The organism is Blautia sp. HCP3S3_H10_2 (assembly GCF_052122375.1).
Lineage (GTDB): Bacteria > Bacillota > Clostridia > Lachnospirales > Lachnospiraceae > Blautia_A.
Genome location: NZ_JBQKCL010000012.1, coordinates 29515 through 44279, shown reverse-complemented (window position 1 = coordinate 44279; position 14765 = coordinate 29515). Strand labels below are relative to the sequence as shown.

The 14765-nt window shown below is 45.3% G+C and carries 20 protein-coding genes; 4 read left to right on the top strand and 16 right to left on the bottom strand.

Annotated features, from left to right (window positions below; genetic code table 11):
• Nucleotides 1–167 precede the first annotated feature (167 nt).
• Together ACTQWB_RS13385 and ACTQWB_RS13380 are read left to right on the top strand one after the other, a co-directional pair.
• Complete coding sequence (locus ACTQWB_RS13385) at nt 168–1016, top strand: AraC family transcriptional regulator (RefSeq protein WP_441502069.1); 849 nt, start codon at nt 168–170, stop codon at nt 1014–1016.
• A 579-nt stretch (nt 1017–1595) separates the two neighbouring features.
• Nucleotides 1596–1832 carry a hypothetical protein gene (locus ACTQWB_RS13380; protein WP_441502068.1) on the top strand — a complete coding sequence of 79 codons (237 nt, stop codon included), beginning with the start codon at nt 1596–1598 and terminating at the stop codon, nt 1830–1832.
• On the opposite strand, the gene ACTQWB_RS13375 is transcribed toward ACTQWB_RS13380, so the two are convergent.
• Entirely contained in the window at nt 1810–2022 is a 213-nt protein-coding gene (locus ACTQWB_RS13375; RefSeq protein WP_441502124.1) for a DUF6783 domain-containing protein, read from the bottom strand. The genes ACTQWB_RS13380 and ACTQWB_RS13375 overlap by 23 nt on opposite strands.
• On the opposite strand from ACTQWB_RS13375, the gene ACTQWB_RS13370 reads away from it, so the two are divergent.
• On the top strand, nt 1954–2103 hold the full coding sequence (locus ACTQWB_RS13370; protein ID WP_441502123.1) for a DUF6783 domain-containing protein: 150 nt from the start codon (nt 1954–1956) through the stop codon (nt 2101–2103). The two genes, ACTQWB_RS13375 and ACTQWB_RS13370, sit on opposite strands and share 69 nt — an antisense overlap.
• A gap of 78 nt (nt 2104–2181) precedes the next feature.
• Entirely contained in the window at nt 2182–2442 is a 261-nt protein-coding gene (locus ACTQWB_RS13365) for a heavy-metal-associated domain-containing protein (protein ID WP_441502067.1), read from the top strand.
• 99 nt (nt 2443–2541) lie between these two features.
• On the opposite strand, the gene ACTQWB_RS13360 is transcribed toward ACTQWB_RS13365, so the two are convergent.
• The 15 genes from ACTQWB_RS13360 to ACTQWB_RS13290 all read right to left on the bottom strand — a co-directional run bounded on the left by ACTQWB_RS13360 (nt 2542) and on the right by ACTQWB_RS13290 (nt 14690).
• Entirely contained in the window at nt 2542–3627 is a 1086-nt protein-coding gene (locus tag ACTQWB_RS13360) for a cob(I)yrinic acid a,c-diamide adenosyltransferase (RefSeq protein ID WP_441502066.1), read from the bottom strand.
• Nucleotides 3628–3641: 14 nt separating this feature from the next.
• Nucleotides 3642–4001: a glycerol dehydratase reactivase beta/small subunit family protein gene (locus ACTQWB_RS13355; RefSeq protein ID WP_441502065.1), complete on the bottom strand. Its 360-nt coding sequence runs from the start codon at nt 3999–4001 to the stop codon at nt 3642–3644.
• Complete coding sequence (locus ACTQWB_RS13350) at nt 3991–5826, bottom strand: diol dehydratase reactivase subunit alpha (RefSeq protein ID WP_441502064.1); 1836 nt, start codon at nt 5824–5826, stop codon at nt 3991–3993. Before ACTQWB_RS13350 ends, ACTQWB_RS13355 begins: the two co-directional genes overlap by 11 nt.
• Nucleotides 5823–6218 carry a diol dehydratase small subunit gene (locus tag ACTQWB_RS13345; protein WP_441502063.1) on the bottom strand — a complete coding sequence of 132 codons (396 nt, stop codon included), beginning with the start codon at nt 6216–6218 and terminating at the stop codon, nt 5823–5825. Before ACTQWB_RS13345 ends, ACTQWB_RS13350 begins: the two co-directional genes overlap by 4 nt.
• Nucleotides 6215–6919 (bottom strand): propanediol/glycerol family dehydratase medium subunit, encoded by a 705-nt coding sequence (locus tag ACTQWB_RS13340; RefSeq protein ID WP_441502062.1) that lies wholly within the window; start codon nt 6917–6919, stop codon nt 6215–6217. Before ACTQWB_RS13340 ends, ACTQWB_RS13345 begins: the two co-directional genes overlap by 4 nt.
• An 11-nt stretch (nt 6920–6930) precedes the next feature.
• Nucleotides 6931–8595: a propanediol/glycerol family dehydratase large subunit gene (locus ACTQWB_RS13335; RefSeq protein ID WP_441502061.1), complete on the bottom strand. Its 1665-nt coding sequence runs from the start codon at nt 8593–8595 to the stop codon at nt 6931–6933.
• Between the two features lie 72 nt (nt 8596–8667).
• Entirely contained in the window at nt 8668–9819 is a 1152-nt protein-coding gene (locus ACTQWB_RS13330; protein ID WP_441502060.1) for a 1-propanol dehydrogenase PduQ, read from the bottom strand.
• 46 nt (nt 9820–9865) lie between these two features.
• The gene (locus ACTQWB_RS13325) at nt 9866–10639 is read right to left on the bottom strand and encodes a DeoR/GlpR family DNA-binding transcription regulator (protein WP_441502059.1); all 774 of its coding nucleotides are present in this window, start codon (nt 10637–10639) and stop codon (nt 9866–9868) included.
• Between the two features lie 43 nt (nt 10640–10682).
• Nucleotides 10683–11231: a BMC domain-containing protein gene (locus ACTQWB_RS13320; protein ID WP_441502058.1), complete on the bottom strand. Its 549-nt coding sequence runs from the start codon at nt 11229–11231 to the stop codon at nt 10683–10685.
• A gap of 16 nt (nt 11232–11247) precedes the next feature.
• Nucleotides 11248–12576, bottom strand: a complete 1329-nt coding sequence (locus tag ACTQWB_RS13315) for a 4Fe-4S dicluster domain-containing protein (protein ID WP_441502057.1) — start codon at nt 12574–12576, stop codon at nt 11248–11250.
• Nucleotides 12577–12580: 4 nt separating this feature from the next.
• A complete protein-coding gene (locus ACTQWB_RS13310; RefSeq protein ID WP_178730802.1) occupies nt 12581–12847 on the bottom strand; it encodes a EutN/CcmL family microcompartment protein in 267 nt (88 codons plus the stop codon).
• 24 nt (nt 12848–12871) lie between these two features.
• Nucleotides 12872–13516, bottom strand: coding sequence for a phosphate propanoyltransferase (gene pduL, locus ACTQWB_RS13305; RefSeq protein WP_117850748.1), 645 nt, complete (start codon nt 13514–13516; stop codon nt 12872–12874).
• Nucleotides 13517–13608: 92 nt separating this feature from the next.
• A complete protein-coding gene (locus ACTQWB_RS13300; RefSeq protein WP_005427721.1) occupies nt 13609–13887 on the bottom strand; it encodes a BMC domain-containing protein in 279 nt (92 codons plus the stop codon).
• A 203-nt stretch (nt 13888–14090) separates the two neighbouring features.
• Nucleotides 14091–14393, bottom strand: a complete 303-nt coding sequence (locus ACTQWB_RS13295; RefSeq protein WP_441502056.1) for a BMC domain-containing protein — start codon at nt 14391–14393, stop codon at nt 14091–14093.
• Nucleotides 14394–14414: 21 nt separating this feature from the next.
• The gene (locus tag ACTQWB_RS13290) at nt 14415–14690 is read right to left on the bottom strand and encodes a BMC domain-containing protein (RefSeq protein ID WP_118577773.1); all 276 of its coding nucleotides are present in this window, start codon (nt 14688–14690) and stop codon (nt 14415–14417) included.
• Between the last annotated feature and the right edge of the window lie 75 nt (nt 14691–14765).

Below are 14765 nucleotides of genomic sequence, written 5' to 3'. Positions count from 1 at the left end.
GGTGCCACTGTCGGGAAAAGCCTCTCCCTCTCCTGGCCTCTCATATTTTTTATTATAGGATTGATTCTGGAAAATTACTTGTGCTATAATAGCAAATAATAGTACAATATTCACCTTTTCTGTCGAAACAACAAAATTTCTATAAATTTTTGAAGGGAAGAAAGATTTTGCAGATTATTGATCAGAACGAAGACCGTCCCAGAGGCACTTATGAGTTTCCTTTTGAGTTTCATCACATTGACCGAAACCATCCCAAATATGTTATGTCTTACCACTGGCATGTGGAATATGAAATTATCCGGATTCTTTCCGGAGAATTTACCGTCACTTTAGACGAAAAAAGTTTCAAAGCAGTACAGGGTGATGTAATTTTTATCCATAGTGGAATTTTACATTCTGGAATTCCTGTAAATTGTGTCTATCAGTGCATTGTATTTGATATGAACGTATTTTTGAAGCTGAATTCCGTCTGTGCCGATCATATCCAAAAGATCGTCCACCAGGATATTCTGATTTTTCACCACTTTGACAATCGTTATCCAGATATTTTAAGTGTCGTAAATTCACTTTTTCAGGCTATGGAGCAGCACAAGCCCGGATATGAGCTTTCTATAATCGGACAATTTTACCACTTTTTTGGTATCGTTTTTAGTAATCATTACTATCTGGACAGCCAGCCCAAGGCACGTCGTGATTACAAACGCATTCTTCAGCTGAAGCAGGTGGTGGAATTCATTGAAAAAAATTATGCTTCCCCTCTTACCCTGGGGCAGCTGTCTGATTCGGTATCCATGTCGCCAAAATATTTCTGCCGTTTCTTTTCTGAAATGACACATCAGACACCTATGGACTACCTGAACCGCCAAAGGATCGAGCATGCCTGCTATGAGATTTCAACAACCGATGACTCCGTCACGGATATTGCGTACCGCAACGGTTTCAATGACTTAAGCTATTTTATCCGTACCTTCAAAAAGTACAAGGGAACTACACCGGGAAAATACAAAAAGAGTTGATCAGCGGGCGGGCACTGGCCAGATGTCCGCCCGTAAATAAGGGACAGATTTCCCCTTCTTTTCTTCTAACGTTTCAGATATGTAGAAGAGATGTTATTTTTGTCGTCAGAAGAACGACAGAGAAGCATTCCTGTATTCTCACAGGCTACGTTGACGCACTTTATGCGCTTTCTTTTGCTGTACAGACGCGAAAAAAGCCCCTGTTTGTCCTTATTTCGCTATACATGCCATTTTTTCAGAATGGTCTCTTATTCCAGGACCCTTATGCAAGAGATTTTCAAGTAAATGGATGATGGAATTGCTACTGATCAGGCAGATAAGCCCATGGCAGAAAACTGTCCGCACATACTGCTGCAGAACGCCGCAGAAAATCAGAAATTGTTTTTCTCTTTCGTTTCTTCTATTCTAACAAAAGCTGACTGCTATTACAACGAAATTCGGTCGTAAAATTCTCCCATAATCCGACATATAAATGATAAATTTTATCAGTTATCAGAGTTTTCTTTTTCTTCAAACGTGCTATAATATTTTCAGTTAGAAAATGCTAACAAAAGTACGAAGAAGGGAAGCTGTTGGATCATGGGAAGATGTTATCATTTATCAAAAGCTGTTACCGAAGACCAGGCAAATGAAATCATAAAAGAACTTACAGAGCGAGGCGATGTGAAACATGCTGAAATTTCCGCTGATGGACGTTACCTTCATGTAGATACCATTGACGGGGAATTTTCTGTAGTCATGTATTCAGCAGTAAATATCTGCAGCCGTATTGCAAACTGTGAGTTGTCCTTTGTTAAATTTGATTATACCGCTTAGCTGTAATATTATAATGCAGGTAAAACAAGCCGCAAAGCAGAGCATACAGATCACGGGAATGATTTTTCAAACACGCTCTAGAGCCTGTTTGAAAAAGGCTTTCCACAAGATGTGCGTCACAATTTGTGGGAGATTTTACCCGGATGAGGGCGTCGTAGCGGGCTACGACAACCGAATACGGGTGAAATATACCGCAAAGTGGGGCGTGCAGATTGCGGGAATGATTTTTCAAACAGACTCTAGTGCGAGCTTTAATTCCGCTTCTTCTTAGGACATGCCATAGGGATGTTTTTAACTTTAAAAAGCATCTGCTAATATGGCAAATTTATTATGAAATGGAGAATACATTATGCAGCAGATCACATTAAAAATAGACGGAATGATGTGTGGAATGTGCGAATCCCATATTAATGAAAGTATTCGCAATAACTTTTCAGTAACCAAAGTCACCTCGTCTCACACAAAGGGCGAAACTGTTATTCTTACAGAAAACGATCTTGACGAAGCGAAGCTGAGAGAAACCATTGATAAAACAGGCTATAAACTGCTCTCTGTCTCAAAAGCTCCTTACGAAAAAAAGAAAGGCTTTTTCTCTTTCCTGAAAAAATAGTCTTTCTTTTCCATAATAATCACAAAAGCCCCATAAAAAGGCCCTGCTTGGTTTGCCGGATTTATATCGACAAAAAAGCAGGGTTCTTTCGTATTTCAATTATAAAATCTCCGGCAATACAGACAGTGCATATTCCGCAAGGCTGTGATCTTCCTCTCCTGTACCGCCGCTTATGCCAAGACCTCCGATAATGGTGTCTCCGGACTTCAGTGGTACTCCGCCTCCGAAAATCACGATTCTGCCGCCGTCCATCTTATCTACCCCGTAGAAGGTTCCGCCTGGCTGAGCCAGCTTGGATAATTCCATGGTAGACATCTTCACTGCAACAGAGGTGTAGGCCTTTTTCAAAGCCACATCAAAGCTTACCAGAAAAGCCCCATCCATTACATGAACTGCAATGGGATTTCCATCTGGTCCGCACACAGCGATCACCGCTTTTTTCCCTCTTCTTAATGCTTCCTGCTCAATCTTTTCGATCAGCTTTTTGGCACCATCAAGAGTGATCCGGCTCTGCATGCCGATTCTTCGAAGCACCGCCTGAATCACATCCTCATCTGCTGCTTCAATGCTTTGCCGGGACGCTGCTCCTGAAGCGATATCCGTTTTTTCTGATTTTCCAACAGCTTCTTCTGTGAGCATACCGGTACCTCCAATTTCTTTCTGACCACATTTTTTCCCTTCTGCTGCCCTGGCATCCTCATATCTTGCCAGCACATACAGATAATCAGCCAGACGATTCATATATTTCTTGGTGCCTGTATCGGAACCGAATTTCACACTGACAGCAGCAAGAGCGCGCTCTGCCCTCCTTGCAACGGTACGTGTCACATCGATTTCCGCAGACAGACGGCATGCTCCTGGAAGAATAAACTGTTTGGGTCTGTTGAAAAGCGCCTCCAGACGGTCAATTTCTTCCTCAAGAAGCTCTGTCTTATCATCGTTTATTTTGTATTCTCTGTTATACGGGTCAGCCACTCCTGCCATCACTGTGATCAAAGTCTCCTGTATCTTTTCCAGGAAACGGATAGTGTCCCCGTCACTTACCATGGTTTTCACCACGCCAATGTGGCTGGTAAGTTCATCTATGGTTCCCTCCAGCTGGATCCTGTCATCAGATTTAGAAACATTTTTCGTATGGACAAGACTTGTTGTTCCCTTGTCTCCACCTTTTGTGTAAATACTCATAATGGCTATCCCTCTTAACTGTATCTTTCAGTTTCTGCCGGATACAGTGATTTAAATGGCATTTTCTTGATTGCTCTTGCACTGTTTGCTCCCAGATTCCGGCACTGCCAGAAACGGGGCATATTCAGCTCAAAAACATTTTTTCCTTTTGGAAGACGGCTCATCTGCATGGCTATGCGTCCTCTTGTGATTCCGATACCTGAGCCCAGCATGGACTGCTTTGCTGCTTCATAAGCCAGTGTATCCAGGTCTCCTTCGTAAGGCGACACCTGGTAAAGCACCCCTTCCTCTTCAATTCCGGCACAGATTTCCCGAAGAAAATCCGAATCCGGATCTTTCGTATAGATTATGATTGCCGGTTTGTTAACGATCATCTGCGCCTCCTGACAGGACAAGTCCTGTAGCAACTGCATTTCTCGGACCCATGATACCACGGATATTCCCTCTTCCGCAAACAATACGGTACTGGGAAAGGGCATCCATCAGCATTTCCGGGATTTCAAAATCCTGGGCCGAGCCACCAACCAGAACCACATTTTTCAGGTTTCGAAGCTCATGCTCCGGCGCAACCTCCTGAAGCGCCCGGATGGCATTTTCCACAAAAACCTTTTTTTTGGCATCTCGTCGAATCTCCAGAATACGCTCCATGGGAATGTCCTCTTCCACACGAAGCAGCTCCCCTGGTGCCAGAAGCACTACATGACCATAATATCTCGGGTCAATGGATTCGGAGAAAAACCGCATGGCACCGTTCTCCAGACGCATATGGAACAGGCTTTCCACCTTTCCCATGGGGTATTTCTTGATCTGCTCTGCAGTTGTACGGCTGTGAAGACCAAGTTCTGTCTGGATCAGCATGGAAACCAGCTCCCCGGCGCCAGCCTGATGGGTGGTCCGGATCTGCCCGTCTGTTTCCAAAACCGCAGCATCAGTGGAACCGCCTCCCATATCCAGAACAGCAAGAGGAAGCTCTGTTCCCGGTGTAGTAAGGGCTCCAAGCGAAGCCATCACGGCTTCCACGCCGGCTACCACAGCCTTTACATGAAGCTCTTCCTCCAGCTTCCTGGCAATCTGCTCCATGGGAAGATGCTGGGTCTTTACCATTGCGGCAATTCCAACCGCCTTCTCCATACAGGATTCCCCAGCAAGGGCTCCAGCTATCTTAACAGGTGCCAGGGTATCAACAGCAAGAATATCGGTAATGCGGATACTTTGATCTGCCTGATACTCTTTTTCCCCTGTTCCTGCCACATCAGCCATTCCCCTTCGGATCCTAGCAAACATATTTCCTACATTTGTATCTGCCTGACCGCTGATATCCCGGATTCCCCCTGCTTTTGCAAGAGTTTCCATGATTTTTGACGCTCCGGCATCAATATTTACTTTTGTTTCCTTCTCACCGTGAAAGAAAATCTCACCGGCAGGAAGGATATTCTCGTGGATATTTCCATGGGGTGTGCGGATCACCACTGCACTTTGCTTCCCTACAAGGCTTTTTGCAATGGGTGTCACAGCCCTGGTCTCCCTGGCATCCAGCCGCAGCAGGGTTGCAATTCCGTAGGGATTGGAAAGCATCCGGATACTGGTTCCGGGAAGTGCCACCTCAATGGCTGCCAGCTTTCCTTCCGGAATCCTGCTGATATGACGAACTTCATCCACAATGGGAATTTCTTTGTTTAACCTGTTTTCCACCAGAACTGCCTCATCCGCCTGAAGGATCAGGCCTCTGATATCCAGCTGCAAACAATACCGGTTCAGCTTTGCTGCCACTTCCTCATAGGAAAACCGGTCGGCTGCTGCTACGATATAGGGAACATTCTCTTTTGCTTTTTCTATATTTTCCAGAAAAATCAGCTCTCCAACTGCCTCCCCTGCTCCTGCCGGAGTGGATGGATTGTGACCGATCATAGAAGACTCTGTGATAATCGTCTCTGTGATCGTCTCCATGGCTGTATCCCCGATCACAGGCGCAGCTTCATTGAGTCTCACCTCATCAAGAACCTGCACTGGCTGATGGATCTGCTCCATAGCCTCTTCAAGAGCTGCTTTGATTCCATGGACATTTGGAAGAGTTCCTTTTGTCCCTGTGGTCATACGGGATGCGCTGGACAAAAAATGAAGCTTTCCATTTTCATCCAAACCGCCGATACATACTTCAGTTGTGGAATTTCCTATATCAACACCTGCGATCAGTTTCAAAGAAGAATTCCCCTCTTTTCGTATATTTCTGCTGCTTCCAATACAAGCTTGGCGCAATGTGGAGCGTGATATTTTTCCAGAAGCTCCTGTGCCATAAGTACCAGTTCCCGCTTTGTGGAACGGTTTGGACGCAGCTTGTTGTACATGTTCAGGATCACATCATCCGGGACATTTACCAGTTCAGATGCGCGCTCAAAATTGGCTTCCATCTGTGGATTGTCTGCCTCATGTGCTACCTGTCCCTGTCTTTTCAGCATTTCGGAGGATATTTTGATATCCTCTGCTGTGATATTGCCTTTTTTTACCTCATCAAGAGTGATCTGATCCAGCCTTTTGCCGGTCTTGGAGGTAATGGTGTCTGCTTCATTTACGCCTAACGGATAATTGCTCATTTTGTACCCTCCCACTCGATCATGCCTTTTTCCGGATCCAGCTGCTCTGTCTCAATAATGTGCATCAGAGCTGCCTTGACCTGATATTTGGCGCGAACCATAGGATCATTGGTACACGCAATTGGAGTTACCTTCTCACCCTTTACATATTTTGCCGCATTCCTGCCGATCTTGCGGTAGGTATCCAACGTCATAAGAGGTGCCTGTGGAAAAAGCTCCAGATTTGACAAAGGATACAAATCTTTCTGATGGATTACCGTAGTCCCCTTGGACTGAATCCCGATGCCGATTCCGGAACCGGAAAGCCTGGCAGCTTCCAGCGCCATAAATCCCACATCAGACGTATCCAGAACCTTCACAACACGGGAGGTCATTCCTTCTTCCTCGATTCCAGCCTTCACATTGCGAAGGACCTCAGCAAGAGGGATTCCTCCGATGGTAGATCTGATCTCCGTCTGGAAAGCAGCTCCCACACCGATAACGATCTCCTTTGGATCTGTTCCTTTGACGGCACGAATGGCACCATCGTAAGAATGCTTGGGATGCATTCTGGTTTTACCTGCCAGGGATGCACTGGAAGAAGCCATAACTTCTGTCAGCTGTTCCTGGGCATTTGTATCTGTACCGGACTGTGCATTTTTTTGCAGCTGCTCGATCACAGCCCTGGTGACAGCCTGTATAAGCTGATCATTGATTTCCATAGCACAGCCTCCTAAAATTCATTTACATCAATTCTGTGAGGGATCGCCTTGATCTCCTCCCAGCGTTTTCCAGTTACACGGTATCCGGTTCCAGGACCCATGTAATCATTTGGAGTATTGACACCAGACATTACCTGGAATTTCTCATCCAGAATCGCAGCCGTATGCATATAATCTCCGATCACACGCTGTTTCAGCATGTTCAGGATGCTTTCAGCAAGCTCTGTGTAACCGCTTTCCGCAAGAGCCTTTACCACATCAATTCCTGTGATCCCGCGTTTCATAAGATCATCAGCAGACATGATATCTGCTGCGGAATCTCTGTCCAAAGTATCCTTGCTTCCATGGGCGTAGGTTACAGCCTCCACCTGCTCGTCTGTGATCTCCGTAAGCCCCAGATATTTAAATACTGCCTGGACTGCCTTTCCCGCTGTGCAGCGTACACGGATCACTTCTTCCTCTGTTACAGGACGAAGACCACCGTCTACCTGCATATCCCTTTGCAGTACATTGTAATCATCAAAATCTTCCGCATCAAAGTTGGAACCTGCAAACATATTATCATAGTTTGGCTCTGCCGCATATCCTGAGAATATGAAGTCTGTTCCCGGCATAAACTGCAACATGGTTCTTGCTGTCCTTCTCATATCGGAATTGGAAAAGCTCTGGTCATTGGAGGAAGCACATTCCAGCCCCAGAAGAGCTGCCACAAGATTCTCTCCCATAACTTCCCTGATACCGGCTGGTACACCTGCGGCCACACCGATACAACTTACAGAACCGTTCTGGATTCCCTGGGAGCCGGCGCCCTTTGTCACATAAAGACATCGGCACTCCAGATAAAGCATGGATTTCTTTTCACTGCTTCCCATCAGTACCTCTGAACCAGCGCCTGAAGTAAATCTTACTTTCAGACCTCTGGAGGCATATGCGGAATTTAAAAATGCCTTGGAGTATGGGGTATCATCTCCATCTACAAAAACCTTCTCCGTACCATATACGGAAAGGGTTTCTGCATAAGTAGTAAATCCACGGATACCAAGTTCCAGCTCAGTGGCTTCCTCTGCGGAACACTGGGTCAGAACACCTTTTTTTCCTGCCTGGGAACCGATCAGCAGAGCAATTGCACTAAAAGGTGCATATCTGGCAACACCCATGGTAGTCTCCTCTTCACGGAAACCTCTGAGAGCTCCTTCTGCCGCATCTGCTGCGATCTGAACCGGATCATCCTTCAGGTTGGTAATATGTGCCTGGTTTCCCGGCACCTTTCTGGCACGCATCTTCTGCATGCCCATCATCATTTCTACCACATTCAGATGATTAATAACCTCTGCCATTTTTGCCGGTGTGATACCTGATACTATAGTGAGGATTTCTTTTCTCGGGGTCTGGATATCCACAATTTTCCTTGCGATCTCCAGAGAAGGGATTTTCATCGCTTCCTCTGCCCGATCTATACGGATGGCATAATCTGCAATAAACTGATCCAGGAAATCAAAATCCTCTCTCTTCTTTCCATCCAGTTCTGTGATCACGCCATTTTCTACTTTTACAGAAGGCTCTGGATCATAAGGGCTTTTCATAGCCACAAATCCCATTTCCGGCCATTCATCAATAAATCCGTCAAGATTTACCGCCCTTTTGTCCAAAGCCTCTATTCTCTTTGATCTTTTCATAGCTTCTACCTTTTCTATAAAAAAGATTCCCTTTTTGAAAGCCTGCCTAATGCAGACTCTATGTTGTCTGAATCAGAATGACCACAATTTCTTGTAGATCTTCACAATATCTTCCTTGGTTGGAACTCTTGGGTTGGCCGGTGTGCAAGCGTCTGCAAGTGCTGCGTCTGCCATCTTGTCAATTGCCTCGAAGTACTCATCCGGTGAAATTGTTCCGATTTCCTGAATGGTAAGCGGAATATTCATCTCTTTTTGCATAAACTGGATCCAGTTTACAAGAGATCTTACGGACATTACTTTGTTGTAATTGCTAAGTCCAAGAATGTGGGCGATATTTGCATATCTCTTTACCGCCGGAAGATATTCTTTCTGGCTCTTGCTGTGCTTGTTGATGTTCGCATTAAACTCCACAATGTGCGGAAGCAGCATAGCGTTGGCACGTCCATGAGGAATATGGAAAACAGCGCCAAGCTGGTGAGCCATACTATGTGTAATTCCCAGTCCTGCTGTGTTAAAGGAAAGTCCTGCAAGACAGGAAGCTACGTGCATTTTCTGGCGGGCATGCATATCATTGCCGTCCAGATAAGCTCTTAACAGAAAGACACCGCAGATTTCGATTGCCTTTTCTGCAAGGGCAGATGAAAATTCATTATGATTGATACTTACATATGACTCAATTGCATGAGTCAGTACGTCCATACCTGTATCCGCTGTAATAGAAGGTGGAACACTTTTTACCAGTTCTGCATCCAGAATTGCTTCATCAGCAGTAAGGCTGTCTGAAATAAGCGGATACTTTACATGGTTCTCTGTATCATTTACAACTGCAAAAGAAGTAACCTCAGATCCTGTACCACTTGTAGTCGGAATTGCGATAAGACCTACTTTTCCATAATTGTTGATCTTCAGGGCAAACTCACGGATTGCCTTAGAGGAATCAATTGCGGAACCGCCACCCACAGCGACCACAACTTCTGGCTGGTATTCCAGAAACTTCTTTACACCTTCTGCGATTTTTCCTACCGGTGCGTCCGGTACAACATCACTGAATACTTCAAACTCCTTGCCACCGCGTTTCAACGGGTCTGTGATCAGATTGATCATTTCCCCTTTTGCGATGAACGGATCGGTGATCACCAGAACTTTTTTGTATGGCAGTTCTGCCAGTCTATCCAGGGCATTGTCACCAAAATGGATGACTGTTTTCATTTCAAAAGTTTTCATAATTCAATGCTCCTTTATTGCAGCTCTCTTTTGTATAAGAAAGCTTCTATCGGACAGATTCCGGATATCTGCATTCCACGCCTGCTGCTTCAAAAAGCTTCAGCCATTTGTCAGAAGGCTTCATATCTGTCACGACGATATCAATATCCCGCATTCTCCCCGCAACTGAAAATGCAGTCTGGTCAAATTTCGTATTGTCCACAACCAGGATCTTCTTACGTCCTGAATCCAGCATCGCTTTTTTGGCTGTTCCAAAAGCTTCCTGTGATTCCATGATTCCCCACTTCTCATCAAGAGCCTTGCAGGAAAAAATAACGGTATCTACAAAATAAGAGCGTATGACTTCTTCTGTCCGGGAGCCAAGGAAGGCCAGATAGCCTTCCTTCATCATCCCGCCTGTGGAAATAATATTCCACCCTGACACATCTGCCAGCTCCAGAAGGATCTCCATGGAATTGGTGATCACCGTCAGGCGCTCTTTTTCTTTTAATGCTTTTGCAACGAACACCGCAGTTGTGCTGGCGTCCAGAAGCAGATGTTCCCCTTCATGCACAAGAGAGGCTACGATTTCTGCCATTTTCTGTTTCCCAACTACATTCTGATTCTTGCGTACATTGAAAGGAAGATCAATACTTACATCTTCATTGATCACAGCACCGCCGTAGCTTTTGATTGCCAGCCCTTCCTTCTCCAGCTTATCCAGGTCACGTCTGATGGTCTCTTCTGAAACCCCATATAACTGACTTAGTTCACTTACTACCACACGCTTCTCATTCTGTAGTTTTTCAAGGATCAGATTTCGTCTCTCTAATGCAAGCATATTCAGGTCCCCTCCGCGTTCTTATATTTTACAGACCAGAAACTTACAGAAGGCTGTCGATCATTCTCTTATCCGGATGTGCGATAACAGATGAATCCAGATACATGCCTTTTTCTGCAACAAGCTCTTTCGCTCTGTCGATTGATGCAGATACAGCAGAAACCTCACCTGTGATCATCATGTAAGATTTTCCGCACATACCTTTGGCGATACGAAGCTCGATAAGATCAACAATTGCAGTTTTTGCAGCCTGATCAGCAGCTTCAATAATGGAAGCTGCATCATATGTTTCAAGAATTCCCAGTGCGCTGATCTCCTCAACCTGGGTAGTTCCGTAAATAGCCGGGAAAAGTGACTCGTGTGGATTGCCCAGTACAAAACTGTCAATACACTTGTCTTCATATGTTGCTACAGCTGTATCAACAGCAGCTTTTACCGCACTAAGATCACCGGTAATAATTGCAATATATTTACCCGGACACACGGTCTGCGCCTCAACGATTTCTACATCAGATGTCTTAACCATTGCATCTGCTGCAGTAACGCCGGTAGCTGTAGTTTTGAATTCAATCATTCCGATTGCTTTACTCATTTTCTGCACGTCCTTTCTAATTCTTTGCAACTACGATCCAGCGGTCTGTCACTTCGGTAACTTTACCAGAGATGGTTGCATGAATACCAACACTTAAGCCCTGGGCTGGGGAAGCGATCATCTGACCTCTTGTCACCTGATCTCCAACCTTTACAACTGCCTGGGCAGGAGCTCCGATATGCTGGCTAAGAAGAATTTTAACCTTTGGAATCTCAACCAGTGTCTCGTCCATTGGTGCATCTTTGTCATACTTTGTAAGACCAAGACGTGCCATCAGACGCTCTTCCGGAACCTTACGGTATTCTCTGGATTCCTTAACTGGTACTGGCTGTACTCCCTGAGGAGGACGAATACCTGCCTGGCGAAGTCCGCCCTTCATGTCTGCAAGAAGTGTTCTTGGAGCAAGGCTCTGCGGACATGCATACATTTCGCAAACACCGCAGGAACTGCAGAAGCTTGCATTAATATATGGATTTACATCCCGGAAATCATGATTGGATGCTGCACGCATGAAACGTGCCGGATCAATCGGATGTCCCAGATTGTTACGTGGGCAAAGATCTGTACAGGTATTACACTGGCAGCAGATAGATGCTGCGCGTTTCAGATCTATAGAAGATGTACGCATCTTCTTCTGTACGATCAGATGGTCCTTTGGAAGAACCAGGATCGCATTAGTTGTCTTCGTTACAGGGTCAGAACCTTTTCCGATTCTTCCCATCATCGGTCCACCAATAAAGTAAACCGGGTCTTTTACAGTAGTTCCGCCTGCCTGGGCAACCACATCATCCATGGTACATCCAAGAGGTACTCTTACAGTTACCGGATGATTAACCTCAGCTACAACAGATACATATTTATCTGTTACAGGCTCTTTTTTCTCTACCGCACGGTAAATATTGTACAATGTCTCTACGTTGAACACTGCAACTCCCTGCTCGATAGGAAGTCCGCCAGGTCTTACAACTCTACCAGTTGCTTCATAGATCAGTACAACTTCATCTCCCATAGGATATACCTCATCCAGAAGATGGATGCGCATTCCAGGGAATTCTTCAATATGCTGTTTCAGAGCATTTACTGTCTGAACATAAGATTTCTTAATTCCAATGATTGCTTCAGAGGCGCCTACTGTCTCCTGAACCATATGGAATGTTTTCATAATTTCGTATGCGTGCTTCTCTAATAACTGTCTATGTAATTTCAGTAAAGGTTCGCACTCTGCACAGTTCATAAGAATGGTATTCGCCTTGTCTGTCAGCTTCATATATGTAGGGAATCCTGCACCACCGGCACCAACTACACCATTCTCCTGTATAATATTCTGTAATTCTTTGATATCCATGGCGTTACTCCAATCCTGCACCGTCATCAATGATACCTACAATGGCAGCATCTACCGGTGCTGTTTCTACGCCGCAGCCAATTCTTGCCGCGCTTCCTTGTGCCACCAATACATATTCTCCGATTCCTGCACCGATAATATCGATTGCAACAATCTGGCTGAGGTCACCTTTCATGTGATGAACCGGTTCCACGATCATAAACTTATTGCCGATCAGCTTTTCGTTTTTTCTTGTGGAAACAACGCTTCCTACTACCTTGCCAACTATCATGTGAACCTCCAAATTTCTCTTACATTACTTTATAATTGTAACTGTATTGCCTGTGGCAATTTTTGCTGCATTTGCTTCATCTGTATCAATGTGCATCTCCAGTGTAAAGCTGTCGTCTACACGGATCTTCACCTGATTGAAAATAGTTCCTCTCTCATTGTCTGCCTTAACAGAAACGATATCTCCATCCTTCACGCCGGCTGCCTGTGCATCCTTCGGGGACATGTGGATGTGACGCATTGCTACGATACATCCCTCTTTCAGATAGATCGCACCTTTCGGTCCGACAATTGCAATAGGAGCACTTCCCTTAACATCTCCTGACTCACGTACCGGTACTTTCATACCAAGCTTGATGGCGTCTGTAGCAGATACCTCAACCTGGGATGCCTTACGGACCGGTCCAAGAATGCGTACATTCTCAATGGCACGAAGCTTCAGTCCAACGATCGTAACAGTCTCGTTGGAAGCAAACTGTCCGCCCATAAGCTCTTTCTTCTTCGTAAGCTGATATCCAGGTCCAAACAAAGCTTCTACATGTTCCTGTGTCAGGTGGATGTGTCTTGCGGAAACCCCGATCGGCACCATGAAGCCATTGCCTTTTTCTTCTTTTTTATTAAGAGCATCCAGCACCATTCTGGTGATCAGCTCAACATTATTAGTTTCCAAAAGTACACCCGCTTTCTATCCACCAAATGGCTGTACAGACGGTCAGCATATCTGCCGCCTTTACAGCCACTTTGTGGGAACTTTTATTTTACTTATTTCAGAACTGGAAGGATTTTCTCAACATCTGTATGAGGTCTCGGAATTACGTGTGTAGCTACAAGCTCTCCAAGTCTGGATGCTGCTGCGCTTCCGCTCTCAACTGCAGATTTAACTGCTCCAACATCTCCACGAACCATAACAGTTACAAGACCGGATCCGATCTTCTCTGTTCCAACTAATGCAACGTTAGCTGCTTTACACATCTGGTCAGCTGCCTCGATAGCTGCTGTAAGTCCTCTGGTTTCTACCATTCCTAATGCTTCCTGTGTCATGATTTTTTCCTCCTTATGATCTGCTGTTTTCTCAGCTTCTATATGTTTGTTCTCAATACTCTTTACTTCTGCTGCAGTAGTCTTAGGCTCTTCAGTCTTCACTTCTGCTGCTTTTGCTCTGGTTGTTCTGGCCGTTCTTCTTGGAGCGGCTGCCTTTTTAGGGGCTGCTTTTTTCGCTGTCTCTTTCTTTTCTTCGTCAGCCATTATTCATCCCCCTTTTTCTTTTTCCATCGACTTGCGCTTAACTCCACCATTTTGACGATTTCCTCATGGGGATTGGCAATTACTGCATAGCTTGCCGGTTTCTTGATGGCCTGTGTCGCCGCTGCTTCTACAGCCTCGGTAACAGCTGCCACATCGCCTTGTACAATAATGGTCACCAGTCGTCCGCCCAGCTTACGCTCCCATGACGCCAGCTCAACGTCTGCCGTTTTACACATGATGTCCAGGGCATCCATAGCCGCTACAACACCTGTGATTTCAATAAAACCATATGATTTACTCATGAGCGAACTCCTTTTAGTTCATTAGATGCTTGGAAGGATCTTCTCCACATCTGTATGAGGTCTTGGGATTACGTGTGTAGCTACAAGCTCTCCAAGTCTGGATGCTGCTGCGCTTCCACTCTCAACTGCTGCTTTAACAGCTCCAACATCACCGCGAACCATAACAGTTACAAGACCGGATCCGATTTTCTCTGTACCAACCAGTGTAACCTCTGCTGCTTTTGTCATTGCATCTGCTGCCTCGATTGCAGCTGTAAGTCCTCTGGTCTCTACCATTCCTAAAGCTTCCTGTGCCATAATGAATTCCTCCTGAATTATCTCAACTTTTCAAGTACGCTCCAGCGTACTTGCTGTGAGGTACCTGTCATGCTC